The following is a 20,157-nucleotide window of genomic DNA, read 5'->3' as shown; positions in this document are numbered from 1 at the left end:
CCAATGCGAGGACCATGCCATTATTGTTCGATTCCGTATTTTTCGATCCAGTTGCTTAAGGTTTGCTGGCTTTTCAAGCCAAGAAGTTTGGCCGCCTTCGTTTTGTTCTGCCCGGTGTGAGCCATCGCATTCTGGATATAATGCGCCGCGAGCTCTCCCATTAAATCATTTAGATCAACACCTTGACTCACATCATGGTTTAGCAGCTCGGGCTCACGCTCTGGCATTGTGAACAGTGCCTGCTGTAATTCGGCGCCGGTTATGTTCACCCCAGCGCTCCAGAGCGCTGCCCTTACCAGAGTTGATTGGAGCTCCCGGACATTCCCACGCCACGGATGCTGGAGGATAATTTTTTTTGCATCGGAAGAAAGATTCTTACTGGCAAATACTGAATCCTGCTCACCTTGAGCTTTGAGTAACATATCTGCAAGTAACGAAAGGTCACCTTCACGGTTGCGAAGGGGTGGTAGGTGCAAAACGCCAACGGCAGCACGGTAGAAAAGGTCCTCCCGGAAATGGCCATCTGCGACCTCTTCTAAAAGGTTTCGGTGTGTCGCTGTAATGATGCGCACATCTACAGTCAGTTCTTTGTCACCGCCGACCGGGACCAGTCGGCCTTGCTGCAGCACACGAAGCAGCCGAACCTGTGACTGGGGGGACAGCTCCCCGAACTCATCGAGAAATAAAGTGCCCCCATCTGCCTGCTGGAACACACCAGGCCGATCCGCAACCGCACCGGTAAAGGCGCCCTTTTTATGGCCAAAGAGCGTTGAATCAATCAACTCTTCCGGAATGGCTCCGCAGTTCAATGCGATGAAGGGTTTCTCACGACGCGGACTGGCATTATGTATGGCTCGGGCAAACAACTCTTTTCCTGTGCCTGTCTCTCCATAGATCAGGACTGGCGCGTTGCGCTCCGCTAGTACCTGCGCTTGCTGTTTTAGCAAGAGCATCCCCGGGTTCTGGGTGACAATATTATCGAACGCGGCATTGATAGGTACCCTGGAATCAGCCAGCGCACGGAACTTCGCATCTGAAATTTCGGAAACCGGAGGAACAAACTCTGCGGCTAGCTCAAAAGGTATCTCTACCTTCTCAACTCCCCTTTCCAATGAGGATTGGTAAAAAATAGCTGGGTATCTGGTTTTGCCCAGAAGTATCCAAACGGCCTGCATGGCAGGGGTGCCTGGACTCAGCAAAATCGACAACTCGGTTTCTGCGGCCGAAAGCCGTTTCAGGTGAGGCTCGACTGTAAGATAGATCTCACCAAAATTGACTGGAGAACTGAGTTTGGCTTCGGTGGCGTGGATGGGAATATCAACTTCGCTCTTCAGCCAAGAAAGGTATGGCTCCACCTCTGAGCTGGGATAGGAAAAGAGCAATTGAACCGCGTCGACATCGATATTTTTAAGCGTCGAACGGATAGGCCCCGATGGGACTTGTTGGTCAGAAGCCGCAGCCTTTAAGTCATTGCCTCCAATCCAGCTTATCAGGGTCTTATGCACGTATTTCGCCATCCATGAACTTATTAGTCAGTTACAAACTACCCATCATAGCGGCCAACAGAATTAGTGTCTGTTGCATGTTCTAACTGTTTCATTCTACTCTGTTTTTTCCCGCCATCATTGCTGGTCAAGGCCTACAGAATCTTTCCAGCCTATGGCACTTACGATCCCCCAGTTACCTTTAGGGTTCGGCCTCCGCCATTTTGCGGTTGGCATCCGCTCTAGATACTCAAGTGCAGCAAAATAATCGGCAAAGCGTTGCTCTGATCCTTTTTCGCCCACGGTAAAATATCCGTTTCTGTTGCAGCTATCTCTGCAAAACGAACTGCCATCCCTCGCATAGGGTACCTGCTTCTCAGTGCTTACTTGAACCCTTGCTGAAATTGAGTCAGAAACCGCTTTGCTCCGGCTGGGACCAGCTCCTATAAACGCTTTCTGAAGGGCCTCCCTGGCCGTGGCATCTAATTCCACCCAGATTACTGCCCCCGCCTTATGACGGTATTTTACTGGATGGGAGAGAGGCCTAACCTCCCCTAACACCCAGGCATGATTCCACTTGTAGTCGTGCTGCGTGTAGATCTCTGGGCCGACCCTGTGTTTTAACTTGTTGTTAGAGATGTCTTGAAGAGACATAGGACCCAAGGAGCTCAAGATTGAAGCCACGCCGACAACAGTACCGCTACCCTTTTCAATGAGGGCAATAGGGCCTCGTATTGATGTTCGGGTGCTTCGCATTTCCCAGGTTTTCTCTCCCCTGAGAATTTTTCCTATCCACGGCTGATCAATAATTAGTCCACGGCTAACATCAACCCCGACATCCGCCGGGTCCTGCTCTCGTTCATGTGCATCGTTCGTCATAGATGAGTCCTTTCGTTAATGATCCATACTACTGTCTTCGTAAATCGCAATATCCGTAGCCCAGCCACCGGCATTGACTAACCGACCATCCTTATCAAGCTCCAACATTCTTTGTACTTGTGCTTCAAGGCCAAGATCAAAATTGAAATATTTCAGATCGTGGCGGAAGGCTTTCATTTCCCAGTAGCCCATGCCCTGATCGAAAGCCAACTTGATCGTACGCCCCGAGGCCAATCCAATGCTAAGTATCCGACGGTGGGTAAGTTCACGCCTATCATTATTGACTTGAAAGTCTACCTGTTTGGCCCCTAGAGCGGCCCTAAGAAACGCACCCGAGACGACGCGCTGCGTTTCGGCGTTTACCCAATCGTCCCACGCCATTCGACTATCCCGACGGCCATCGCCAGGCATGGTGATAACAGACAATGATGTTTCATCGCCTATCTCCACAGCTTTCAGGATGTTGGCGAGCATTACTACCGCCCAGGGAGACTTGAGATAGCGATCCTCGTACTGAAGCGAAACAATCTTGTCTTGATCAATGGCTTCCGTATAACTCGGAGCCTTTTGCTTGAGTACGCTCCAGAAGTTTCGGGCCAAATCCTGAATTGAGCCGTTCAGTTCAGTGGTCAGTTCTACCACAGCGGCGCCGCTAGGCTGAGCCGACCAACCTGCCATATCCAAGCTGCTAGCCGAGAAAACAGGCTCCTGATGTGAACAGACCCACAAGGCCTGATCATCGCCAGTCAGCCAGTTTTCACCGGGACTCTGGGCGTTTGTGCTGTTGGTGATCAGAGTAACGAGCCCATCCTTTTCAAGCTCGAACTGAAGCGGCATTCTTATATCTGGATTTGGGTGATCCTCGTCTGTTTCTGAGACGTCGATACCAAATCGGCCGAGATTGGCGAGCTCCTGTTTGATCTCCTCACTCAACGTGGTGCCCTTCGGCAAGATCAGAGTTACTCGCAAGCCATCAATAGCACGCCATCCCATGAGTTTCCGTCGAAAATCAGGGTTGCCGAGATCCCATTCGCTGGGGTCTCCTTTTAGACGCAATGAGACAGCTTTCGCACCTTTGTTAATCCAATGCCGGACAAATCGCTCAGGATCATACGGCCAGTAGGCTGCGCCGGGAACAGAAGCGAAAGGTTCAGGTAAACAAAGATGGTCTCTGATACCGCTGTGAGCGACCCATTCCAGTGCCGCCCTACGGTTCAGCTCGTCGAATTCCACCCGGCTGTCTTTGCTGGCAAGGCAGGCCGCACAGACATTGTCGCAGTTGGCCGGGCATTCAAGCTTTTTGAGCATCTTTTCGATGAGTTCTGCCAGATTCTCTAATCCCGTCAGAACAAAGCCCGCGCCACCGGCAACGTCGTCGTATACCTGGATGACGTAACGGGTTGCTCCTGTATCGAGGTCTTTGTCTTGCCGGACCCCGAAGCCCATTTCAGTGGTCGCAATGCCGAGCTGGTCTGCAATGGTATCCCTCAGCGCGACTGCCAGGGTTGTGGCAATGACCCGGCCGTCTTCTGAGGCCGGTATCCATTCACCGGTAATCGGACTCTTGAGTATGAGTTCCAGGACATCAGTTTGAGCCTGGTACCCAAGGTAGGTACCGGCCATAACCTGCTCGCCCGAACAATCTTTCTCTTTGTGGCTACCCGCATTTCCTCCAATGGGCCGGTGAAACTTGTCAGGCTGAAGGTCTTTCGGCTTCTCGTGATTGGCAGACATGGAATCTGCGCGCCCGCAGCTCATACATACCGCATATCCGGTTCCATTTTCTCCACCCGAGTGATGGAAGACATGCCCTTTGTCGCCGAATCGGATGAAACCGCAGCGTTCGTCAGGCAGTGAAATCACATTCTCATCTACGCTGATCCGGGGCTTTTCAACGGGAATGAATTTCTGAGAAGTAACGTCGTTACTCGTCGAATCGTAGAAATCCGTGGTGAAGCCAGCCGGTCTGAGGACCCGTTTGACGTATTTCGGGTTAATCATGTGGGAGCACTGTGTGCATGACAGCTCATCACTGTTCACATAGGCATACTCTCGGTAGCCATGTGCACCGCATGTCTGACAACTCCAGGCCAAATCGAACTTTTGTGCCCCACCCTGCGCGCTGTCGTAATAGGAATACAAGGTCACACCGGCAGAGCGGTATACACGGCCATCAATGACAACCTGGGCTCCAGGAGCATATTCGCGGATGGCGATCGGTAGGCCCCTTGATGGTTTTTCTTTGTAAGTAAAGATGTTGTCCTCGCGGGACTTCTCCTGTTTGCGGGCGGTCCTATTGATGAAATCTTCGACGTTGTAGGTATTGAGGTTCACTACGTCTGTGGGAAAGCCATACCCCGGCAGGAAAGCGCGGGCCGCCAGGTCGCGCAGTAAGTACTCCTCTTCGTGGCGTTTTTTCTCGAGTTCCAACGCTTTTTTGTATGCGTCATCCGACGCTTCGCGATGCCGTTCGTTGAGGCGACGGTATTCTTCCCGCCAGGATGATGACAATCGTTGGATCGCTTCTTTACAGTCGGCTGCCAACACGGCAAAGGATGTGGCGGATAACGCGGTATTTTCTCGAGTGATCCGGCCAACTCCTTTCACCACGTTGTTTTCTGCTGATCCGGCGGCCAGTGTATCCAGCCAATCGACAAATCTTTCACACACCGAGGGATTACCGCCGAAGAACCAATGAACATTTAATCGGGTGCGATCATCCTCACTGTCCGTTTCGGACTTCAGGAAGTTCGCCAGCAAAAATGAGTTGACGTGGCGTTGAACTAGCGGCGCAGCGCTGAGGGTAATCACCGGCGCGGGAATGGCCGTTACCCAGGGCCACTGAGGATTCTGGAAGGCCCGGGTATTGTGCGGATCAGGTTTACACAGCGTGTAGGCGACGGCTCTCGGCTCACTGCGCCGGCCAGCCCGACCCGCTCGCTGCAGATAATTGGCTGGGTGGGGTGGTACGTTGTTCATGACCACCGCCGAAATACCGCCAATATCGACGCCCATTTCCATGGTGGTGGAACAATTGAGAACGTTGATTTTGCCTTTTTTGAAGTCGTCCTCGTATTTCTGCAGGCGCTCGGCAGCTTGCTGGGCCGAGTGTTCGGCGGTTCGGTAGTAAAAGCCGCCCTCGGCCGTACGGTCTGAAATGTCCGTCCAGAGGTTTTGCTCACGAAGTGCCGCAATAACGTCATTTTCCGAAATGCGTTTTCGGATTGCCCGAAGCACACCTTCCGCCTCCCCTTCCGGGGCTAGCGAGGTGAATTCGGGCATCTCAACTCTTGTGCACCGATACATCTCTACTTTGGCCTTGTTGGGCAAGTAGGGAGTCAGCCCCCGGAACGTAGTGTCGATGAGTCGGTTTGTGACCGGGCATACCCAAGCCGATTTGGGCAGAGAAAAGGTCAGCGTTTCGCGGGTAAGCGCATACCCCCCACCCTGCGTTTGCAGGATCTGTGCTTTCACCAAAGCTTGCCACGCGGCCCTGAGCCATCCGTTCAGCTTGTTACGATTCGACTCTAAGTCAGCAGTCAAACCTGTGCCGAGAGAAAGCACCTTGACCAATCGGGACTGCGAGCCCTTTTGATGCTGAGGCCACGCCTTGTCTCTGGTACCGCTGACATCGCTGCCCGGAGCGTATAGCTCTTTCGGCGCAAACCGTGCCCCCATCCAGGAACGCTCCGTCTCACCAAAGCGCAGAAAGGTGTTTTCCCGCACGTGAAAGTCCAACGCGACTTTCAGAAAATCTTTCCAGTCTTGCAGGGTTAACCGGGATTCGCCTTTTCCATCAGCGGAGGGAGCCTGAGTTTCTATCCAGAAGTCTGGCGTGTTGGTGACCTGCTCCAGGCCTTTGTAGCCAACAGCCACGAGACCCAGCGTTTCCGTGCTGTTCTGGTTTTTGGGCCGGCGAGCGTATTCTCGCAAGAGGAGAACCCGCGCCATTGAATAACTGCCCTCATTGCCTTTGAACAACTGTGGGTTGGCGTAGCGGTTGTAATCCAGAATTGAGTATTTGAGGTCGTTCGTGGCGGCTAGATCCTCGACCAGTTCAGGCCAGGGAACCTCCAAACGGTCCTCTGAACTCCCCCCACTATTGAGTTTCTCAGCTTCAGACCTTACCCCCGAAGCAGCAGCGTGCAGACCCATTTTCTCAAGCTGCTCTGCTTGCTGTACTAATTCTTCATAGCTAGCCGTCGGAGCATTTTTAGGGCCGGCGTCAGCCTTTGCCTGCTTATTTCTCAGTATCTGAAATACTAGCCCTCTTAGGCGCGATCGCTCCGCCTCCTGCTGCATGCGCACCGCCATGCGAGCGGTGCCCTGGCGGCTATCGGTAAAGGTGATCAGCTTACGACCACGACCTGGCAGGGATTCCGGAGAGGCCCCGTCACAATCTTCACGAGATGGATCGGGACAAAACTCCAAAACTGTTGGCACTGCGTTGCTGACGTAGAAAGGCGCCCCTAGATACGACTTGCGCAGAAATCCCCCTGCTGTTTTTCCAGCGCTACCACAGTTCACGCAGATCGCATCACGTTCATCGGCCTGTGAAATCGTAATGCTGTTTTCGGCATCCAGCTTTCCAAGCTCTGCTGTGTCCAGATCCAGATCTTCAGAAACGAAGCCTTCATGGGGCGTGGGCGCAATGACGGCGCGCCCTTTTAATGAGCTTCCAGCTCTTTCCGAAATGCCGCTGTCATCTGAGTCATCCTCCTGCAGTGAGAACTCATCACTGACATAAGGGCTGGCCTGACGCAAGTACGGATGGGCATGCTCAGCTGTCAGGTGAGGTGTTTTGCAGTCGTCACAAAAACCGGCTTCGTACACGGGCGAACCACAGTCACACTTCCCGCGCTGCTGAACATACACCTGGCCAAATGGCCAGTCTTTCAGATCTCCGGATTTTGCAGAGCACCCTGGGTTTACGCAGCTCCAGAGTCCATGAAGCATGCGTTGAAACAAGTGGGCCCGTAATTTGAGGAAAGGCTCCTGTTTATCCGACGGCTTGGTATCGGTCAGCAGATCCAACCATTCCAACAGCTCCTGCTGTTGCTCAACAGCGTCCTTACTTACCAACAGAGGCCCCACAGAGCCGATCAGATCGTTTAGGCTGACCGGCTTTGGTGAGTTGACTACCGTATTCCGGATCAGCTGTGCCGTTCTGGATTTGCAAAGGGCGTCGAATCTCTTGGGCGCGGTTGTGCTTCCCACTTCGATTGACTTCAACTGTGTCAGTGACATGCCGTTGTCATCGCCGTCAAACTGGATTTCCGGAACCTGACGCTGACCACCAATCACTACAACCTGGTGCAAAGGAACACCAGCCAGACCCGCAAGGTATTCTCTCAATCGTTCTTCAGCCTTCTCATCAGCGATGGTCGCAGATGTGGCGACAAACCGGATATCTGAGGCTTCGCGGCCGAAGGCTTCGACTACACGGCGAAGCAGTAGAGAAAGCTCAGCAGCTTGAGATCCGATGTAGGTGTGGGCTTCGTCGAGGACAATCCAGCGAAGAGACTGCGCTTCCCGGGACTTCTGAATGATCGGATCATCCACCTGACGGACGAGCATATACTCAAGCATTGTCGCGTTGGTCATTAGAATAGGCGACGGATGCTCCCTCAGCTCCTCCCGTGAGAGGATTTGATTGGGTGCCTCTTTCTGTTCTTTCCGAACAGAGGCTCTAGATTCTTTAGTGTTGCCGTTGTAAAGACAGAACCTGATGTTCTGATCGAACGGCCGTGTCCAGGCATCGAGACGTTCCCGCTGCGAATTGATCAATGCGTTTAGAGGGTAGAGAAACAGCGCTCGCACGCCTTGCAGTGGTCTCTTTGTCTGCTGATATTCACTGACGAGATCCTGCAAGATCGGGATCATGAAGCACTCGGTTTTGCCTGACCCGGTCCCAGTGGTGATTACTGCAGACTGTGGCTTTGCAGCGAGCAAGGTTCGCCAGGCAGTCAACTGGTGCGTGTAAGGCTTTATATTCGGGTCGAACCGATAGTTTTCGTTGGGCGCATTGGCCAAAGCAGAGATGACTTCACTGCTGAGCAGTTCGCCCTCAAGGGCCTTAAAGGTAATATTGCCCGGCTCCCACCCAAACGTGTGCTCGAAGACCGGTGGCGCGAGAAAACAGCCCTCCTCGCCCAATCGGTTGCTCATTTGCTTTGCCAAATGGGCTCGCAATACGGGGTCACCCAAGCCCAAGATGCTGAGCGTGGACTCCCGGGTACGCTCTAGTGATTGGTTAATAAGATCCTTGAAATAACCACTCATTTTGATTCCTTATTCTTCTGTTTCGAGCAAAAGATTTGAGAGTACCAGTGAATAGGTAGGTTCATACCAAGCGTCACGGTCGAAGTCCGAAAGAACCCGAACAGCGAATTTCAATTCTGGAAGCGATTCAGCGAGGTCTGAAAAATTGGCTTTTCCTGCTGTGACCGCCGCCATAAAAACAGGCAGGTAAGCCACTGCTCTCGAAAACCCAACGTCGGGGAGGGTCGTTATTTCCGCCGGGAAGCTCTGCTGGTGAATCCAGTTTGTGAGCTCCACCTTGAACCATTCCGGCCATCTCTGGTCGTCCGCATGATTACGTCGCAAATCTTCAAAGCATATCTTCGCAAAAACGTAAGGAACCTGTTCCAAGTTCACGTGCTTTGGCTCTCGCAAATAGTTCGAAAGATGCATAAAGCAGGGAATTGCGTTAGCGACGCTGCTTATCCGATCCTCTACGAGTTTTTCAGCTAATTCTTCGGGGATGCCCTGGTCGACAAGAAAATTGCTCTGACCAGCCCGAACATCGATCCAGGTCTGCACATTCACCGTTTCCCAGATCACTGCAAGCTCGTTACTCAACCGCCTACAAAACGCAGGATCAAACTCTAGCCGAAAAACTGCCGCTGCTATCGCTGAAGTATTGTTCGCCAAAGCCTTCCAACTCTCGAATGCCGACAAGGGCAAAGCGCTGTATTGCTCTTTAAGGGCACGAAGATAATCCCAACCACTGTGTGAGAAATCCCAGGCCATCGCCGAGATGACTTGATCAAAAGCATTAGGATTGTGCACTGGGTGAAATGCTTTGGCGGCCGAATGCAGGGTGTTTACATGAGATTCGGATGTGTTAGCAGAGTCCTCCGTAACCCAGACCGTTGGCCGGAACTTAACGTTGGACTCAGCCGGCGGAAATAGTAACCAAGGACCGTTTTTCATCATTTTCGGTGGGATTTCGAATACCCCCATTCCAACGCCTTGGGATACCCTCTCTGGAACCTCAACTGGAATTGCCCGGGGGTCGTCGAGTCGCATACCAGATACTCTGACTGAGTTCTCTGATTCACATAGAGTATCTGTAACTACTTCGAGCCTTCCTGCCGGTGATGGGCCCTCAAGACGGGCATCGTAACGAACGATATTGAGCTGTTTTAGGATGCGATCTGTTTCGACACTAATGCGAACAAATGCGTCTTGATTGGACGTTGTTCCCAACATCTGTTGAATATCTTCCTCGAACGCATAGAGGCTAATTCTTTGCGCCTGGGCATTCACCGTGAAAGGATAATGACGACGAAAATTGGGAAGGTGCGGACACACAAGCTCAAGAGAAACAAAGAATTGTTCTCTCGTGTCGGGCTTTGGTGTCAGCGTCATAGACATCCCTATAAGCTGATCGAGGGATATCAAGCCACCTTTAACTTCAGTGCCCACATCGTCATAAAGCTGAGCCCCAGTCCTTGGATAAGGTAATCTCAAAATCACTGGATCACCAGGATTAAGGCTATCAGAGAGCGCAACGCTAACCTTTTGCGGAACTTGCCCTCGTGCAATCGGCTCCAGGGTTATCTCACAACCATCGTCTATTAATTGAGTTTCGGCCCGTATAGCATCATCAAGTATACGAACCGCAAGCTTCCTCCCACTCCTCAGAATTATTTTGGCGGAGCTGTGAGTGGAAGCGGGAACCGAAATTACTCGCAGATCTTTGGGTATAACACCAATCTTTCGGCGAAGAACGGTTTCTCCTCCCCTCGCAACGGCGCTCAGACCGAAACTGCCAATTTCATTTTTTTGATAATCGAATTCCAGGGGTTTGCCATTGGCGAGCAGACTGATGCACTGGTTGTCGTCATTTCCAGAAACCCTGAGGTTTGGCCACCCCCTATAGACAAGATTGGGAAGTGTGTCGTACAACGACACCGTTCCGGCCAAAGTTGGCTTTGTGATCACTGCATTTGGGTCAAACCGCACAACCACTCGCGAATCCGCACCTACGAAGGTGATGTCTTCCGATACGCGGATCCATTCTGCTCCCAATTGATCACGTCCTAACAGCTCACTCTTGGATAAATCCTCAGAGCTCAACGCCGGGGGCACTCTCACCAACGCATATGAAGCCGCCAGGGTTGTAGACGCTGTTGAGGCTAGTTTTAACTGCCCTTCGTCCTCAATGAAAATTAGTGGCAATGATGCAAAATCGACTTCGCTTCCCTCGAAATAGAAGGCATCGATTCGCTGTCCGTTCGATAGAAGCTGAACGGTCAAAGGGAGCTCCGGATTCACCCGGCCAACTCGAATTACTCGGTTGTTAATCTTTAACGTAATCTGCGAACGATCGTCATTCACTTTGCCATGAACAATTCCTGATCGCCTTAGCAGTTCATCGCCTTCGTAGAAAGCGACCTCTACCCTAGTGCTCTGAATGGGGGCACCTTCAAGCGAAATCGAAAGTTCTGAAGGCAGAAATACCTCTGTTTCGAGCGCCCAATTTTCATAGGTGCCTTTTAACCAGTGATCACAGGAAAAGTTTTTCTCGTCTGCTTCAATCCGCTTTTTCTCAGATCGACTCTTGCCAGCATCTTTAAGCCATTCATTGATGAGATTGCGCGCATTACCCTCGCTCACAGGGAGAGGAGAAAGCTTTCGCCAGTCAGGTGCATGCTCGTCAAGGTAATCGGCCGGATCTTCAATTGATGCAATGGGATGGGCTTCTGCAATTCCCATCAGCCACTCAACAATGGATGCGATCAATAGATATTTTTCATGGGTCCTAAATGTCTGCGGAAAATACTGGGCGTAATTCGACACAGTCGAAGCTATGTCGCCGCCTAACTGCTGGACTCGATAATAGTTAGAAATCGTCCCACGAACAGCCCGACCGAAGCCGTGCGTGTCACTCTGAATCAGGCGCCAGGGTAATCCACCTTCATCAAACAGAGAGCCAAGATAATCATGACCATTGGTTCTCAGGCGAATTGGACGTCGCCAAAACTCCAGCCCTTTTCTGACAATTTCTGAATGACGCAAACTTGGAAGCTTGATTGAAAGCGGTTTCTCGAATCCCTCCCAAGACCATCCGAGGTTGGTGCCGTCGTATTCTCTGCGATATTTTTCAGCAACGAAAAGACAGAAAGCAGCCGACCAATATACCGAATGCACGGGACTCTCGATATCGGGCAAAGTCTGTCTCAATAAAGTCGGAAGATAGGCAAATTCTTCATCAGTCACGTGGTATAGGTATAACGGACTTCCATCTGGCCCCGAAATCATACCTCTAATGAACAAAAACTCATTCACCCAGGCTTTTGACTTACTTCTCATGCCCATATCCATTTGAAAGTCCTTTTTACGGCATTTCTTCTTTTGCTTTGGACGATTTAATTGACCATAGCTACTGCTTTCGCCAGCTAAATCAGCAAAAATTTTTATAATCTGCGCCTTACTGTTCCTGGACCCAAGTAAAACACTTTGCTTTCAACCTTTGTGCTCCATCGAACCGATATGCGCACAATTTTCCCCCGGGCCCACCTGCAACGCTGTAATCCAGGCAAGCAATGCGCTCATTCAGTGGAGCCGGCTCCCCTTTCATCCAGTAATGCCCCACAAACAGCGGCTTCTCACCGTCGTAACCAGGTAAAACATGAGAAGCTACTGGCTCGTGGGGAATTTTATCGATGACCTCTTCCGGTACCATGGCAAGATCGCGATAGGTCAGCTCACCCTCGCGCCACCATTCAGTGCGGATGTTGGTTCGCTTATTCTTATCTTTGTCGAAGAAGTGATGGTCGCCCGGAAGCGGAATCTCCAACCCTTTGAGAAGAGTTTCAACGGCCTCATAGGCTTCTGAGCCCTTTCGACTTGCCGCCTCCCAGGTGCCAGGAAGTAACCGATTTTCTTTATCGGTGTACTTGGCTATGGCCGCAAGATGCTCCGGGTGCCAGCAGGCATGTACTACCCGAAAATCCGGTAAATCCAAATACACCGGCAAGGTTTTGAACCACTCGATCATACTGTGGTGCAGCTCGCTCCCCTCACCTACTTGCTCCAGAAAGGCTCTGTGCTGCTTAAGATTCTTATCAATATGGGGGCGAAGATGTTCACCAGGGTTTTGCGGGTCTTCCGTAGCCCAGGCTACTGCGTTGAATTCGTGGTTACCCATCACCGCCAGAGCGTGGCCCTTCTCAACCATGTTTCGGGCAATGGTGACGGTTTCTAACTGTTCCGGGCCGCGGTCTACGAAGTCACCCAGGAAAATGACCTTACGCTCGGGGTGCTGCCACACGCCGTCTATTTCGCGATAATCCATCTTGGTGAGGAGGGCTTTGAGTTCAGTGGCGTGGCCGTGAATATCGCCGATCAGGTCGTACATCTTTCGTCCTTGTTTGGTAAATCTCTCTGCTCAGCCAGCCCGCCAAGTTCAGAAAAGTTAGGCTGCGTTGCATTCCGAGTATAAGCAATACTGCGTGAAGTTGGAGTGAATTCCAACAAACGTAACTATTGTTTACATGTTGCAAAGTGTTTTTCGCCAATCACGTGGTCATTCATCCCTCCTTTTGTTGATAAATTTATTCTAAGGGACGTCTGCGACAATATGTGTCGCCCAACTGGCCTAGACTGATCGCAGTTGAACTGAACAGGGAGAAAACGATGAATCGTGCCGAAAAAGAAATGCTCAAGAAACGCACCGCAGAACGCGAGGGTTTGTCCGAGGAGGAGTGCCGGAAGCTGGATAAGCTCAACAAGCTGATCCACGATGTACACTACGAACTGTTCCCGGAAGAATACGATGCCATGATGGATTCCATCGCAGATGCCAATGACCGTCGCCGTGGTATTAATCCTATGAGTGTGGACTACACCGAGAAGGTAAACGCCCGACGGAAAGAGCACGGGGTGCCACCACTGGGAGCTAACGGATTGCCTACCGACGATTCCAGTTGGGACGTTGCACGGGAAGAAGCGTTGCGCCGCTTAGGATGAATTGGAGAATTCGCATTGCCCTACCCCATAGAAGAAAAACTCGTTATCGCTGTAGCCTCCAGCGCCCTGTTTGACCTGTCCGAGTCTGACAGGGTGTTTCAGGAGCAGGGTGCCATTGCCTACCGGGATTACCAGGAAGAGCATCTGGAGGTCCCGCTGGACAAGGGGGTGGCGTTTCCGTTTGTTCGGCGGTTTCTGAACATCAACAAGCGGTTTCCGGAGAGCTCGCCGGTGGAAGTGGTACTGCTGTCCCGCAACTCCTCAATCACCGGTAAGCGGGTGTTCCGGTCGATTGAGTACCATAGGCTCGATATCTCCCGGGCGGCGTTTCTGGAGGGCAAGTCACCCTACCCCTATATTCCGGCGTTCAATGCGTCTCTGTTCCTGTCGTCCAATGAGCAGGATGTTCTAAACGCCATCGACTACAAATACCCGGCAGGCACGGTGCTGCCGTCCCCTGTGGTGGATGACGAGGACGATTTCGAGCTGCGTATTGCTTTCGACTTCGATGGGGTGATTGCCGATGATGCGTCGGAGCGGGTTTATAAAGGTGGTGAGCTGGAAGCATTCCACGCCCACGAAACCTCCAAGGCCCGCATTCCCCACAGCCCTGGCCCACTGGCTGATCTGTTCAGAAAGCTGTCACTGCTGCAGCAACTGGAAGATGAGGCGCAGGAAACCGATCCGGATTACCAGCGCATCTTGCGCACCGCTATCGTCACCGCCCGAAGCGCCCCTGCCCACGAGCGTGTGATTACCACCCTGGAACACTGGGGCGTGGATGCCAATGAGGTGTTTTTCCTGGGCGGCATGAAGAAAGACCGCATTCTGAATGTGCTAAAGCCTCATATGTTCTTCGATGACCAGCGCAGCCACCTGCAGTCGGATGCGGGGAATGTGCCGATGGTACATATTCCGTTTGGGGTGGCGAATCATACTCAAAGCGACAAGGTTAGTCGCTAACTGGCGCTAAGCTCTCAGTCCTGTCTACCAGTCTGTGGAGCTCGCTATGCGCAAAATCGCCGTTATCGGTTCTCGCCACTTTACTGACTACGACCGCCTGGAGCGTGTGCTCCAACCCTGGCTGCCCGCGCACATCATCTCTGGCGGTGCAAAAGGCGCGGATGCTCTGGCAGAGCAACTGGCCCGGGAACACGAGCTGCCTATTGCCGTGATCAAACCCGACTGGAAACAATACGGCCGTGGGGCCGGCCCGATTCGTAACCGTACCATCGTTGATACGGCGGATCTGGTGATCGCCTTTTGGGATGGCAAATCCCGGGGTACCGCGTCCGCCCTGAACTATGCGCGGGCCAAAGGTAAAACGGTGATTATTGAATCCTTGGGGGAATGACTCATGCGTTACCGATCCTTCGCGTCCGCTTCAGTCCCTGCTTTAGCGTGTCCTCAATCTCATCCCGCAACCACGCCGGCTCCAGAATATCGCAATGCACCGCCTGAGCGGTGAGCCACCAGCGCAAGTCCTGAGTGTCGCCCACGGTGACGGCCATTTCGAAGGTCTGGTCATTAATCTCGGTGGTGATCTGATCAAACCCCAGTGGGGATTCGATCAGGTGGTTCAGCACCGGTTTGTCGCAGCGTAACCTCAGATACACCGGCTCATCGGATTTCAGAATGCCCATGGCGCCGGAGTGGATGTATAAATCCAGATCGAAATCTTCCGGGCGCTCGATTCGCTCTTCCACTACTTCACCGGCCGTGGCCCTGTGCAGCACCAGCTGGCGAACCCCTTCCCTGCCTTCGATGGTACCAATCAGGTACACGTTCGGGTCCCGGAAGATGAGCCCGAATGGATGCACCACAATCTCTTCCGGCTCTGGCCAGCTGCGAGCCTGGTAGGTGAGTTTGCACTGGTATTCCCGGAGCAAGGCTTCGGTGACCACTTCCAGAACATCGGCATCAACGGGCGGGCGCGCACCTCCTAATCCCCGATTGATCACCCTGACCCGGTCTGGCCATTGGCCCAGGGGGTTCTTTTCACGCAACAGCGTGCGGTGGGCTTCATCGAAGTGAGGCTTTAAGTGGGACAGCGCCCTTGGGGGCAGCATTGGTGAGAGGTAGGCCTTCGCCAGCTCAAACGTGAGTGCTGCCGGCAGATCCAGCGCCGGTATGATGTCCATGGTCGCATTGCGGTCGAACGACCAGCGGTAAGGCCGGGAGTTTTCATCAACCAACAAAGGGAAATCCGCACTCAGCTTTTCCAGATCCCGCTGGATCGAGCGCATGGTGACCGAAAAGCCCTGCTCTTCCAGGCGGCTCGCCAGTTCGGTGGTGGTGATGGATCTTGGGTACCGGGGCACCATCCGGAGCATGGTGAGGTAGCGAACGGCCGTGTTGGACATAACTGGATCCTTGTCTTTTCTCGAAGTCGACAGCATAAGCGACACATTCTGACGCTACGTCATGCTAGATTCTTGTGCTGGCCAAGTAAAGCCGGTGGCCAGTTCTGCCAACGACACAAGGAGCCCTGCCCTGAATAAACACAATTTTGCCTCCCTCCTGCTAGAACATGGGTTTACCCCAAAGACCTACGATTTCGACGCCACCATGCTGGGGTTCCAGCACGACATCTTTAATGCCCTGATCCACAACGACCCGGTGTTCAGCGAGCAATCGTTCATTCGCGAGCAGCCCGATTGCCCCGATGCCCTCTTGCGCTGCGAGCTCGTCTCCAAGTCAGATGATCTTTCCGCAGTCGTTCAGCATTTCTATGCCCGATGGTTTGAAGAGCTTCGCTATTCGAATTCTGTGCTGGAGTTGCTCAATCTGGAGATGCACGAAGATGCCGCCAGTATTCACGTGCTAACCATCAGCAAAGCCAATGCGATGACGTTTGTCTTTAACATCCAGCGAGGTGCGTGATGATTCTGATTTTAGCTGCGCTGGGTGTGGTGCTCTGGGTTGTGGTGTCGATGCTGTGCACCAGCTATTTCAATGACCACGGTGTCGGCTGGGAGGAATGGGAAGCCTTCCCGGTGTGGTTAAAAATTCCGATTCTGGTGGTTGCGCCGGTGTTTTTTATTTCCTGGTGGGTTCGTTAAAAACAGCTAACCATCGGCAGAGATAACCTCCACACCGCCTACCGGCTCCAAGTTATGAGTACTCCGCACCGGCTCGCACACCAACGGTGCAGAAATATGCGTTCGAATCAGCCCCCGAAACGCATCCGTCTCGTGAAATTCTGGATCCAGCCACAGATCAAACTCCTCTGGCCGCAGCATCAGCGGAATGCTTTTCGGGTGGATATGGCTGAAGCTCGGGTGCGGCGGCAGCGTGATGACGGTGAAGGAATTCACCTGCTCTTCCCCGAAATGCCAGGATTGCCAGAGCCCCGCCAGTGCAGTGGCCTCATTCTGCGGGTGAATGTTGTAGACCTGCTTACCCTTCCATTCGTGAAATGCGCTGACTGGAATAATGCAACGCTTGGTCGGATACACCTTTTTCCATAACGGACTGCTGGTCAGCCGATCACTGCGGGCATTGAAGGTGTGAAATTTCGGGTTGGGCCGGAAACCATAGCCGTTCGGGTTCGGCTCAATTAATAGTGACCAGATCCCTGGCAACAGGTACCGGTCATCCGCCGCTTCTATGACAAACTCACCGATTCCGCCCGGCGGGACGTTGTGCTGGGGTCTGGGTGCGACACCGGGCAGTCCCAGTTGTTCCATCAGCGCTTGGACTTCCGGAGAGTCGGTTACGTTGTACCGTCCGCACATAGCTGCATCCTTGGCCGTTCTTTCTGAGGCAGTGTAGTCAACGTTTTACGGCTTAGGCGACCCACACTGTCGTATGGCTGGATTATCCTGCCTGAAGATCGTCGAAGAGCTTGATTGTATGACCAGCACCACCACCGTTTACGACCTGAGCCAGATACTCAATTACCCGATCCGGGTTGAGGTTAATCGTTGGGATTCAGAGCATCCCCTGCGTTGGGCCAGCTATAACGATGAGGGTCAGATTGCCTCTGGCCAGTTCCTGGAGCCGCCCGGGTTACCGCTGTTTACGCTGGAAGATGATGAAGGAAGGCGCCTGTGTGATGCCCTGCCGAAAGCAGTATCAGCCATCACTGCGTTGATGCCCGCCATGGACTTTGTGCTCGCACAGGCCTGTGCGGCTTCGGCAGCGGCTCGGGAATTGGCCGAGGACGCTCCTCTACTGTTTATCCTGGCGGTGGATCATGCGCGTGAACAGTCCTGGTCGCTCGAACGGTTTAACGCGTTTCTGGCCGGTAAACGCTCCGATATTCTTAAAGCAGTTGGGCTTCCGGGCAGCAGATCCCTCGTTCGATTAGTCCGTCGCCTGGCCTTGTCACCTTTATTACCCTGGGAGCTGGAAGATACTCGCGCCGCACTTCAGAACCCCGAGTACTTAGCCTTGATGCGGCACCACCCTCACCTCCATGTGAACCACCTTCGTTTGCTGAATCGCGTTCGGCAACCGTTGTGGCCCGGATTGCTGAATCTGGTGGACGAACACACCTCGGCTGTGGAGCTGTCCTGGCTATGCCGGATGATTCGGGATTCGCTCGCCATGGCCGGCGGTAACGAACAGGCCCTTGCTGCAATTCATTCCAGAGAAACCCTTCAGGCCCAACATGACCGTTTGGTTGAACGTTTCAACCGGGCAAACAGCCGAAACTCCGAAGAGAAACGCCAAGACCTGGCGAAGGAGCTTTCTGAGGAGCACGGCGACTATCCGAAACCGCCCCTTGCCCCAATCGATGGTATAGAGCCGTTGGGCTCCTGGTTGGAACTTCTGGAAGAAGGGGCAACCATGCGCCATTGCGTCGGCAGCTATGACGTGCCGGTCGCCCTCGGGGAAGTGTTCATTTACCGGATGGTCCAGCCGGAGCGTTTAACCATATCGCTCGAGTATCAGAATAAAACCTGGGTGGTTGGCGAGGTTCGCGGGGTGTGTAATTCAAGCCCGTCAGAGGGTGCTTTGGATTGGATTCGGCGGTGGGTGAATACTGATCGCAAACGTTAGAAAACCCAGACCGATGCAACTGTGTGCAGCCTGCTGACTAGCCCGAGGAAAACCAATGTGCAGCATGGTCGCAAAGCGAGCATTAGTTCTGAGGAAAAGCTGGCGTTTATTAGCCGGATTTTTCTGACAATAAGCGGTAATGAAACTGGGTCAGGGTCACTGGAATCAGTGGCAGCCCTGTGTCTGGAATACGCACACCGTCCCTTTTTTCTTTACGGTGAAGGTCATGGTTAGGAGAGCTGTCGCTAATGAAGACAGTAAGTACAAGCTGGATCTATTTGATTTCTCCCCTATCCTTGAATGTGTGAACGAAGCCCCTGGTTATCCTTCCTGGTTTAGTGCATTTCCGGATCACGTCGGCCACTCTCGTTCTTGGTGGAGCTCGGTGCGGAAATGATGGTGGCATCAACAATGCTACCTTCACGCAGCATCAGGCCGTTTTTCTCCAGCTGCTTGTTCACTTCTTTGAGCAGCACTTTGCCGAGACCATACTGCTCCAAAAAAAGACGAAACTTAAGGATTGTGGTTTAGTCTGGTAGACGATCAAGCTTCAGGCCAGCGAACTGGCGCATAGATTCGATCTCGTACAATGCGTATTCCATGGCCGGATCGCTGAGGTTATCGAACAACTGCATGCAGTGAACGTGCAGCATGGCCGACAACGGATAGGGAGGCCGTCCGTTCTGGCCATTGGGGTAATAACGGGCTACTCTCTTTTCCAACTGCTTCCCCGGAATCAGCTTATCCATCCGTTTCAAAAAGATCTCGCGGCGGGTTTCGCGCTTCTTGGTCTGGTACTCGGCTTCGGAGAAGGTGATCTGGTCCAAGGTGGCAACGATCCTATGCGGTTGACAATGGCCATATTATTGCTGATTTTGGGGACTTATTCAGAGTCTCCTTAAACTCCAAAATAGTTTTTTTTGTAACAATACATTGAAAAGCGAAAAAAACACTTTAGGATAATTGATAGATAATACTCGAAGGAGCACTCTTTCTCATGAGCAAAGATAAAAAAGAAAGTGAATATCTGAATGTTTCAGATGATTTATTCGATGCCAGATATGGACCAGAGAAAGTTAAATCAAGCTTTAAAGCTTTGGGTAAAGGATTATTTAATGTAGGAAAATTTGCAAAAAAAGAAATTCTACCAAGAGTTGAAGAGGCATGCGCCAAAATGGAATCTGAAAGGACTAAACGCTGAAATAGGCATATCGAGCGCTGCGAGCGCTTTGCCTCTTTAATACTTCACCCCCAAACTAAAAAGGATTGAAAAATGGCTTCAAATAACAAACCAGAAAAATTCGAGAATAGTCCGGAATACGACGAATGGTTTGAGAGTGGCGGTAAGGACGAAGATCGGGATTATTACTACAACAAATGGATGAAAAGAGTGACCTTCGGATCTAAGGAGGGTCTGATTAACGCCTGATTTATCGCTGAATCGCTTTTCAACTCGAAAAAAAGCCATTCAAGCGCGATTTTGGCGTTATCACCCTCTGTTTTGTTCGATTTTTGCCTATTTCCCGCC

16 protein-coding genes are annotated in these 20,157 nt (G+C 52.3%); 7 read left to right on the top strand and 9 right to left on the bottom strand.

Annotated features, from left to right (window positions below):
• Positions 1 to 20: 20 nt before the first annotated feature.
• From ARC85_RS17980 to ARC85_RS17960, 5 genes are all read right to left on the bottom strand, one after another.
• The gene (locus ARC85_RS17980) at positions 21 to 1,505 is read right to left on the bottom strand and encodes a sigma-54 interaction domain-containing protein (RefSeq protein WP_286715681.1); all 1,485 of its coding nucleotides are present in this window, start codon (positions 1,503 to 1,505) and stop codon (positions 21 to 23) included.
• 117 nt (positions 1,506 to 1,622) lie between these two features.
• Positions 1,623 to 2,363, bottom strand: a complete 741-nt coding sequence (locus ARC85_RS17975; protein ID WP_286715680.1) for an ASCH domain-containing protein — start codon at positions 2,361 to 2,363, stop codon at positions 1,623 to 1,625.
• 15 nt (positions 2,364 to 2,378) lie between these two features.
• The gene (locus ARC85_RS17970) at positions 2,379 to 8,645 is read right to left on the bottom strand and encodes a DEAD/DEAH box helicase (protein ID WP_286715678.1); all 6,267 of its coding nucleotides are present in this window, start codon (positions 8,643 to 8,645) and stop codon (positions 2,379 to 2,381) included.
• A gap of 9 nt (positions 8,646 to 8,654) precedes the next feature.
• Positions 8,655 to 11,975, bottom strand: a complete 3,321-nt coding sequence (locus tag ARC85_RS17965) for an STY4851/ECs_5259 family protein (protein ID WP_286715676.1) — start codon at positions 11,973 to 11,975, stop codon at positions 8,655 to 8,657.
• 106 nt (positions 11,976 to 12,081) lie between these two features.
• Complete coding sequence (locus tag ARC85_RS17960; protein WP_286715674.1) at positions 12,082 to 13,011, bottom strand: metallophosphoesterase; 930 nt, start codon at positions 13,009 to 13,011, stop codon at positions 12,082 to 12,084.
• Between the two features lie 278 nt (positions 13,012 to 13,289).
• Here ARC85_RS17960 and ARC85_RS17955 point away from each other — a divergent pair, with 278 nt between their 5' ends.
• The 3 genes from ARC85_RS17955 to ARC85_RS17945 are packed head-to-tail and all read left to right on the top strand — an operon-like array spanning position 13,290 to position 14,976.
• Entirely contained in the window at positions 13,290 to 13,622 is a 333-nt protein-coding gene (locus ARC85_RS17955; RefSeq protein WP_286715672.1) for a hypothetical protein, read from the top strand.
• A gap of 15 nt (positions 13,623 to 13,637) precedes the next feature.
• Complete coding sequence (locus ARC85_RS17950; protein ID WP_286715671.1) at positions 13,638 to 14,585, top strand: 5'-nucleotidase; 948 nt, start codon at positions 13,638 to 13,640, stop codon at positions 14,583 to 14,585.
• Positions 14,586 to 14,631: 46 nt separating this feature from the next.
• Positions 14,632 to 14,976 (top strand): SLOG family protein, encoded by a 345-nt coding sequence (locus tag ARC85_RS17945; RefSeq protein WP_286715670.1) that lies wholly within the window; start codon positions 14,632 to 14,634, stop codon positions 14,974 to 14,976.
• A gap of 1 nt (position 14,977) precedes the next feature.
• Here the strand turns inward: ARC85_RS17945 and ARC85_RS17940 are convergent, their stop codons facing one another.
• Positions 14,978 to 15,985 carry a helix-turn-helix transcriptional regulator gene (locus ARC85_RS17940; protein WP_286715669.1) on the bottom strand — a complete coding sequence of 336 codons (1,008 nt, stop codon included), beginning with the start codon at positions 15,983 to 15,985 and terminating at the stop codon, positions 14,978 to 14,980.
• Between the two features lie 94 nt (positions 15,986 to 16,079).
• Here ARC85_RS17940 and ARC85_RS17935 point away from each other — a divergent pair, with 94 nt between their 5' ends.
• Both ARC85_RS17935 and ARC85_RS17930 read left to right on the top strand, forming a co-directional pair.
• The gene (locus tag ARC85_RS17935; RefSeq protein ID WP_286715667.1) at positions 16,080 to 16,505 is read left to right on the top strand and encodes a hypothetical protein; all 426 of its coding nucleotides are present in this window, start codon (positions 16,080 to 16,082) and stop codon (positions 16,503 to 16,505) included.
• Complete coding sequence (locus tag ARC85_RS17930) at positions 16,505 to 16,684, top strand: hypothetical protein (protein WP_286715666.1); 180 nt, start codon at positions 16,505 to 16,507, stop codon at positions 16,682 to 16,684. The genes ARC85_RS17935 and ARC85_RS17930 overlap by 1 nt, the downstream gene beginning before the upstream one ends.
• A gap of 6 nt (positions 16,685 to 16,690) precedes the next feature.
• On the opposite strand, the gene ARC85_RS17925 is transcribed toward ARC85_RS17930, so the two are convergent.
• Positions 16,691 to 17,359: an SOS response-associated peptidase gene (locus ARC85_RS17925; protein WP_286715664.1), complete on the bottom strand. Its 669-nt coding sequence runs from the start codon at positions 17,357 to 17,359 to the stop codon at positions 16,691 to 16,693.
• Between the two features lie 118 nt (positions 17,360 to 17,477).
• On the opposite strand from ARC85_RS17925, the gene ARC85_RS17920 reads away from it, so the two are divergent.
• Positions 17,478 to 18,629, top strand: coding sequence for a PcfJ domain-containing protein (locus ARC85_RS17920; protein ID WP_286715662.1), 1,152 nt, complete (start codon positions 17,478 to 17,480; stop codon positions 18,627 to 18,629).
• A 335-nt stretch (positions 18,630 to 18,964) separates the two neighbouring features.
• On the opposite strand, the gene ARC85_RS17915 is transcribed toward ARC85_RS17920, so the two are convergent.
• Positions 18,965 to 19,129, bottom strand: coding sequence for a hypothetical protein (locus tag ARC85_RS17915; RefSeq protein WP_286715661.1), 165 nt, complete (start codon positions 19,127 to 19,129; stop codon positions 18,965 to 18,967).
• Positions 19,130 to 19,156: 27 nt separating this feature from the next.
• Positions 19,157 to 19,456 (bottom strand): transposase, encoded by a 300-nt coding sequence (locus ARC85_RS17910; RefSeq protein WP_286715659.1) that lies wholly within the window; start codon positions 19,454 to 19,456, stop codon positions 19,157 to 19,159.
• Between the two features lie 170 nt (positions 19,457 to 19,626).
• Here ARC85_RS17910 and ARC85_RS17905 point away from each other — a divergent pair, with 170 nt between their 5' ends.
• Positions 19,627 to 19,830, top strand: coding sequence for a hypothetical protein (locus tag ARC85_RS17905; RefSeq protein WP_286715657.1), 204 nt, complete (start codon positions 19,627 to 19,629; stop codon positions 19,828 to 19,830).
• Positions 19,831 to 20,157: the final 327 nt, after the last annotated feature.

The sequence above is a fragment of the Marinobacter sp. tcs-11 genome (assembly GCF_002049515.1).
GTDB classification, from domain to species: Bacteria; Pseudomonadota; Gammaproteobacteria; order Pseudomonadales; family Oleiphilaceae; genus Marinobacter; species Marinobacter nauticus.
Note: the sequence above shows the minus strand (reverse complement) of the source record. Positions and strands in the feature narration are given on the sequence as shown.

What these genes read in the sequence shown, in the direction of transcription:
- ARC85_RS17975 (WP_286715680.1), bottom strand. Translation starts at nt 2,363, where the DNA reads ATGACGAACGATGCACATGAACGAGAGCAGGACCCGGCGGATGTCGGG.
- ARC85_RS17970 (WP_286715678.1), bottom strand. Translation starts at nt 8,645, where the DNA reads ATGAGTGGTTATTTCAAGGATCTTATTAACCAATCACTAGAGCGTACC.
- ARC85_RS17965 (WP_286715676.1), bottom strand. Translation starts at nt 11,975, where the DNA reads ATGGATATGGGCATGAGAAGTAAGTCAAAAGCCTGGGTGAATGAGTTT.
- ARC85_RS17960 (WP_286715674.1), bottom strand. Translation starts at nt 13,011, where the DNA reads ATGTACGACCTGATCGGCGATATTCACGGCCACGCCACTGAACTCAAA.
- ARC85_RS17955 (WP_286715672.1), top strand. Translation starts at nt 13,290, where the DNA reads ATGAATCGTGCCGAAAAAGAAATGCTCAAGAAACGCACCGCAGAACGC.
- ARC85_RS17945 (WP_286715670.1), top strand. Translation starts at nt 14,632, where the DNA reads ATGCGCAAAATCGCCGTTATCGGTTCTCGCCACTTTACTGACTACGAC.
- ARC85_RS17940 (WP_286715669.1), bottom strand. Translation starts at nt 15,985, where the DNA reads ATGTCCAACACGGCCGTTCGCTACCTCACCATGCTCCGGATGGTGCCC.
- ARC85_RS17930 (WP_286715666.1), top strand. Translation starts at nt 16,505, where the DNA reads ATGATTCTGATTTTAGCTGCGCTGGGTGTGGTGCTCTGGGTTGTGGTG.
- ARC85_RS17925 (WP_286715664.1), bottom strand. Translation starts at nt 17,359, where the DNA reads ATGTGCGGACGGTACAACGTAACCGACTCTCCGGAAGTCCAAGCGCTG.
- ARC85_RS17920 (WP_286715662.1), top strand. Translation starts at nt 17,478, where the DNA reads ATGACCAGCACCACCACCGTTTACGACCTGAGCCAGATACTCAATTAC.
- ARC85_RS17905 (WP_286715657.1), top strand. Translation starts at nt 19,627, where the DNA reads ATGAGCAAAGATAAAAAAGAAAGTGAATATCTGAATGTTTCAGATGAT.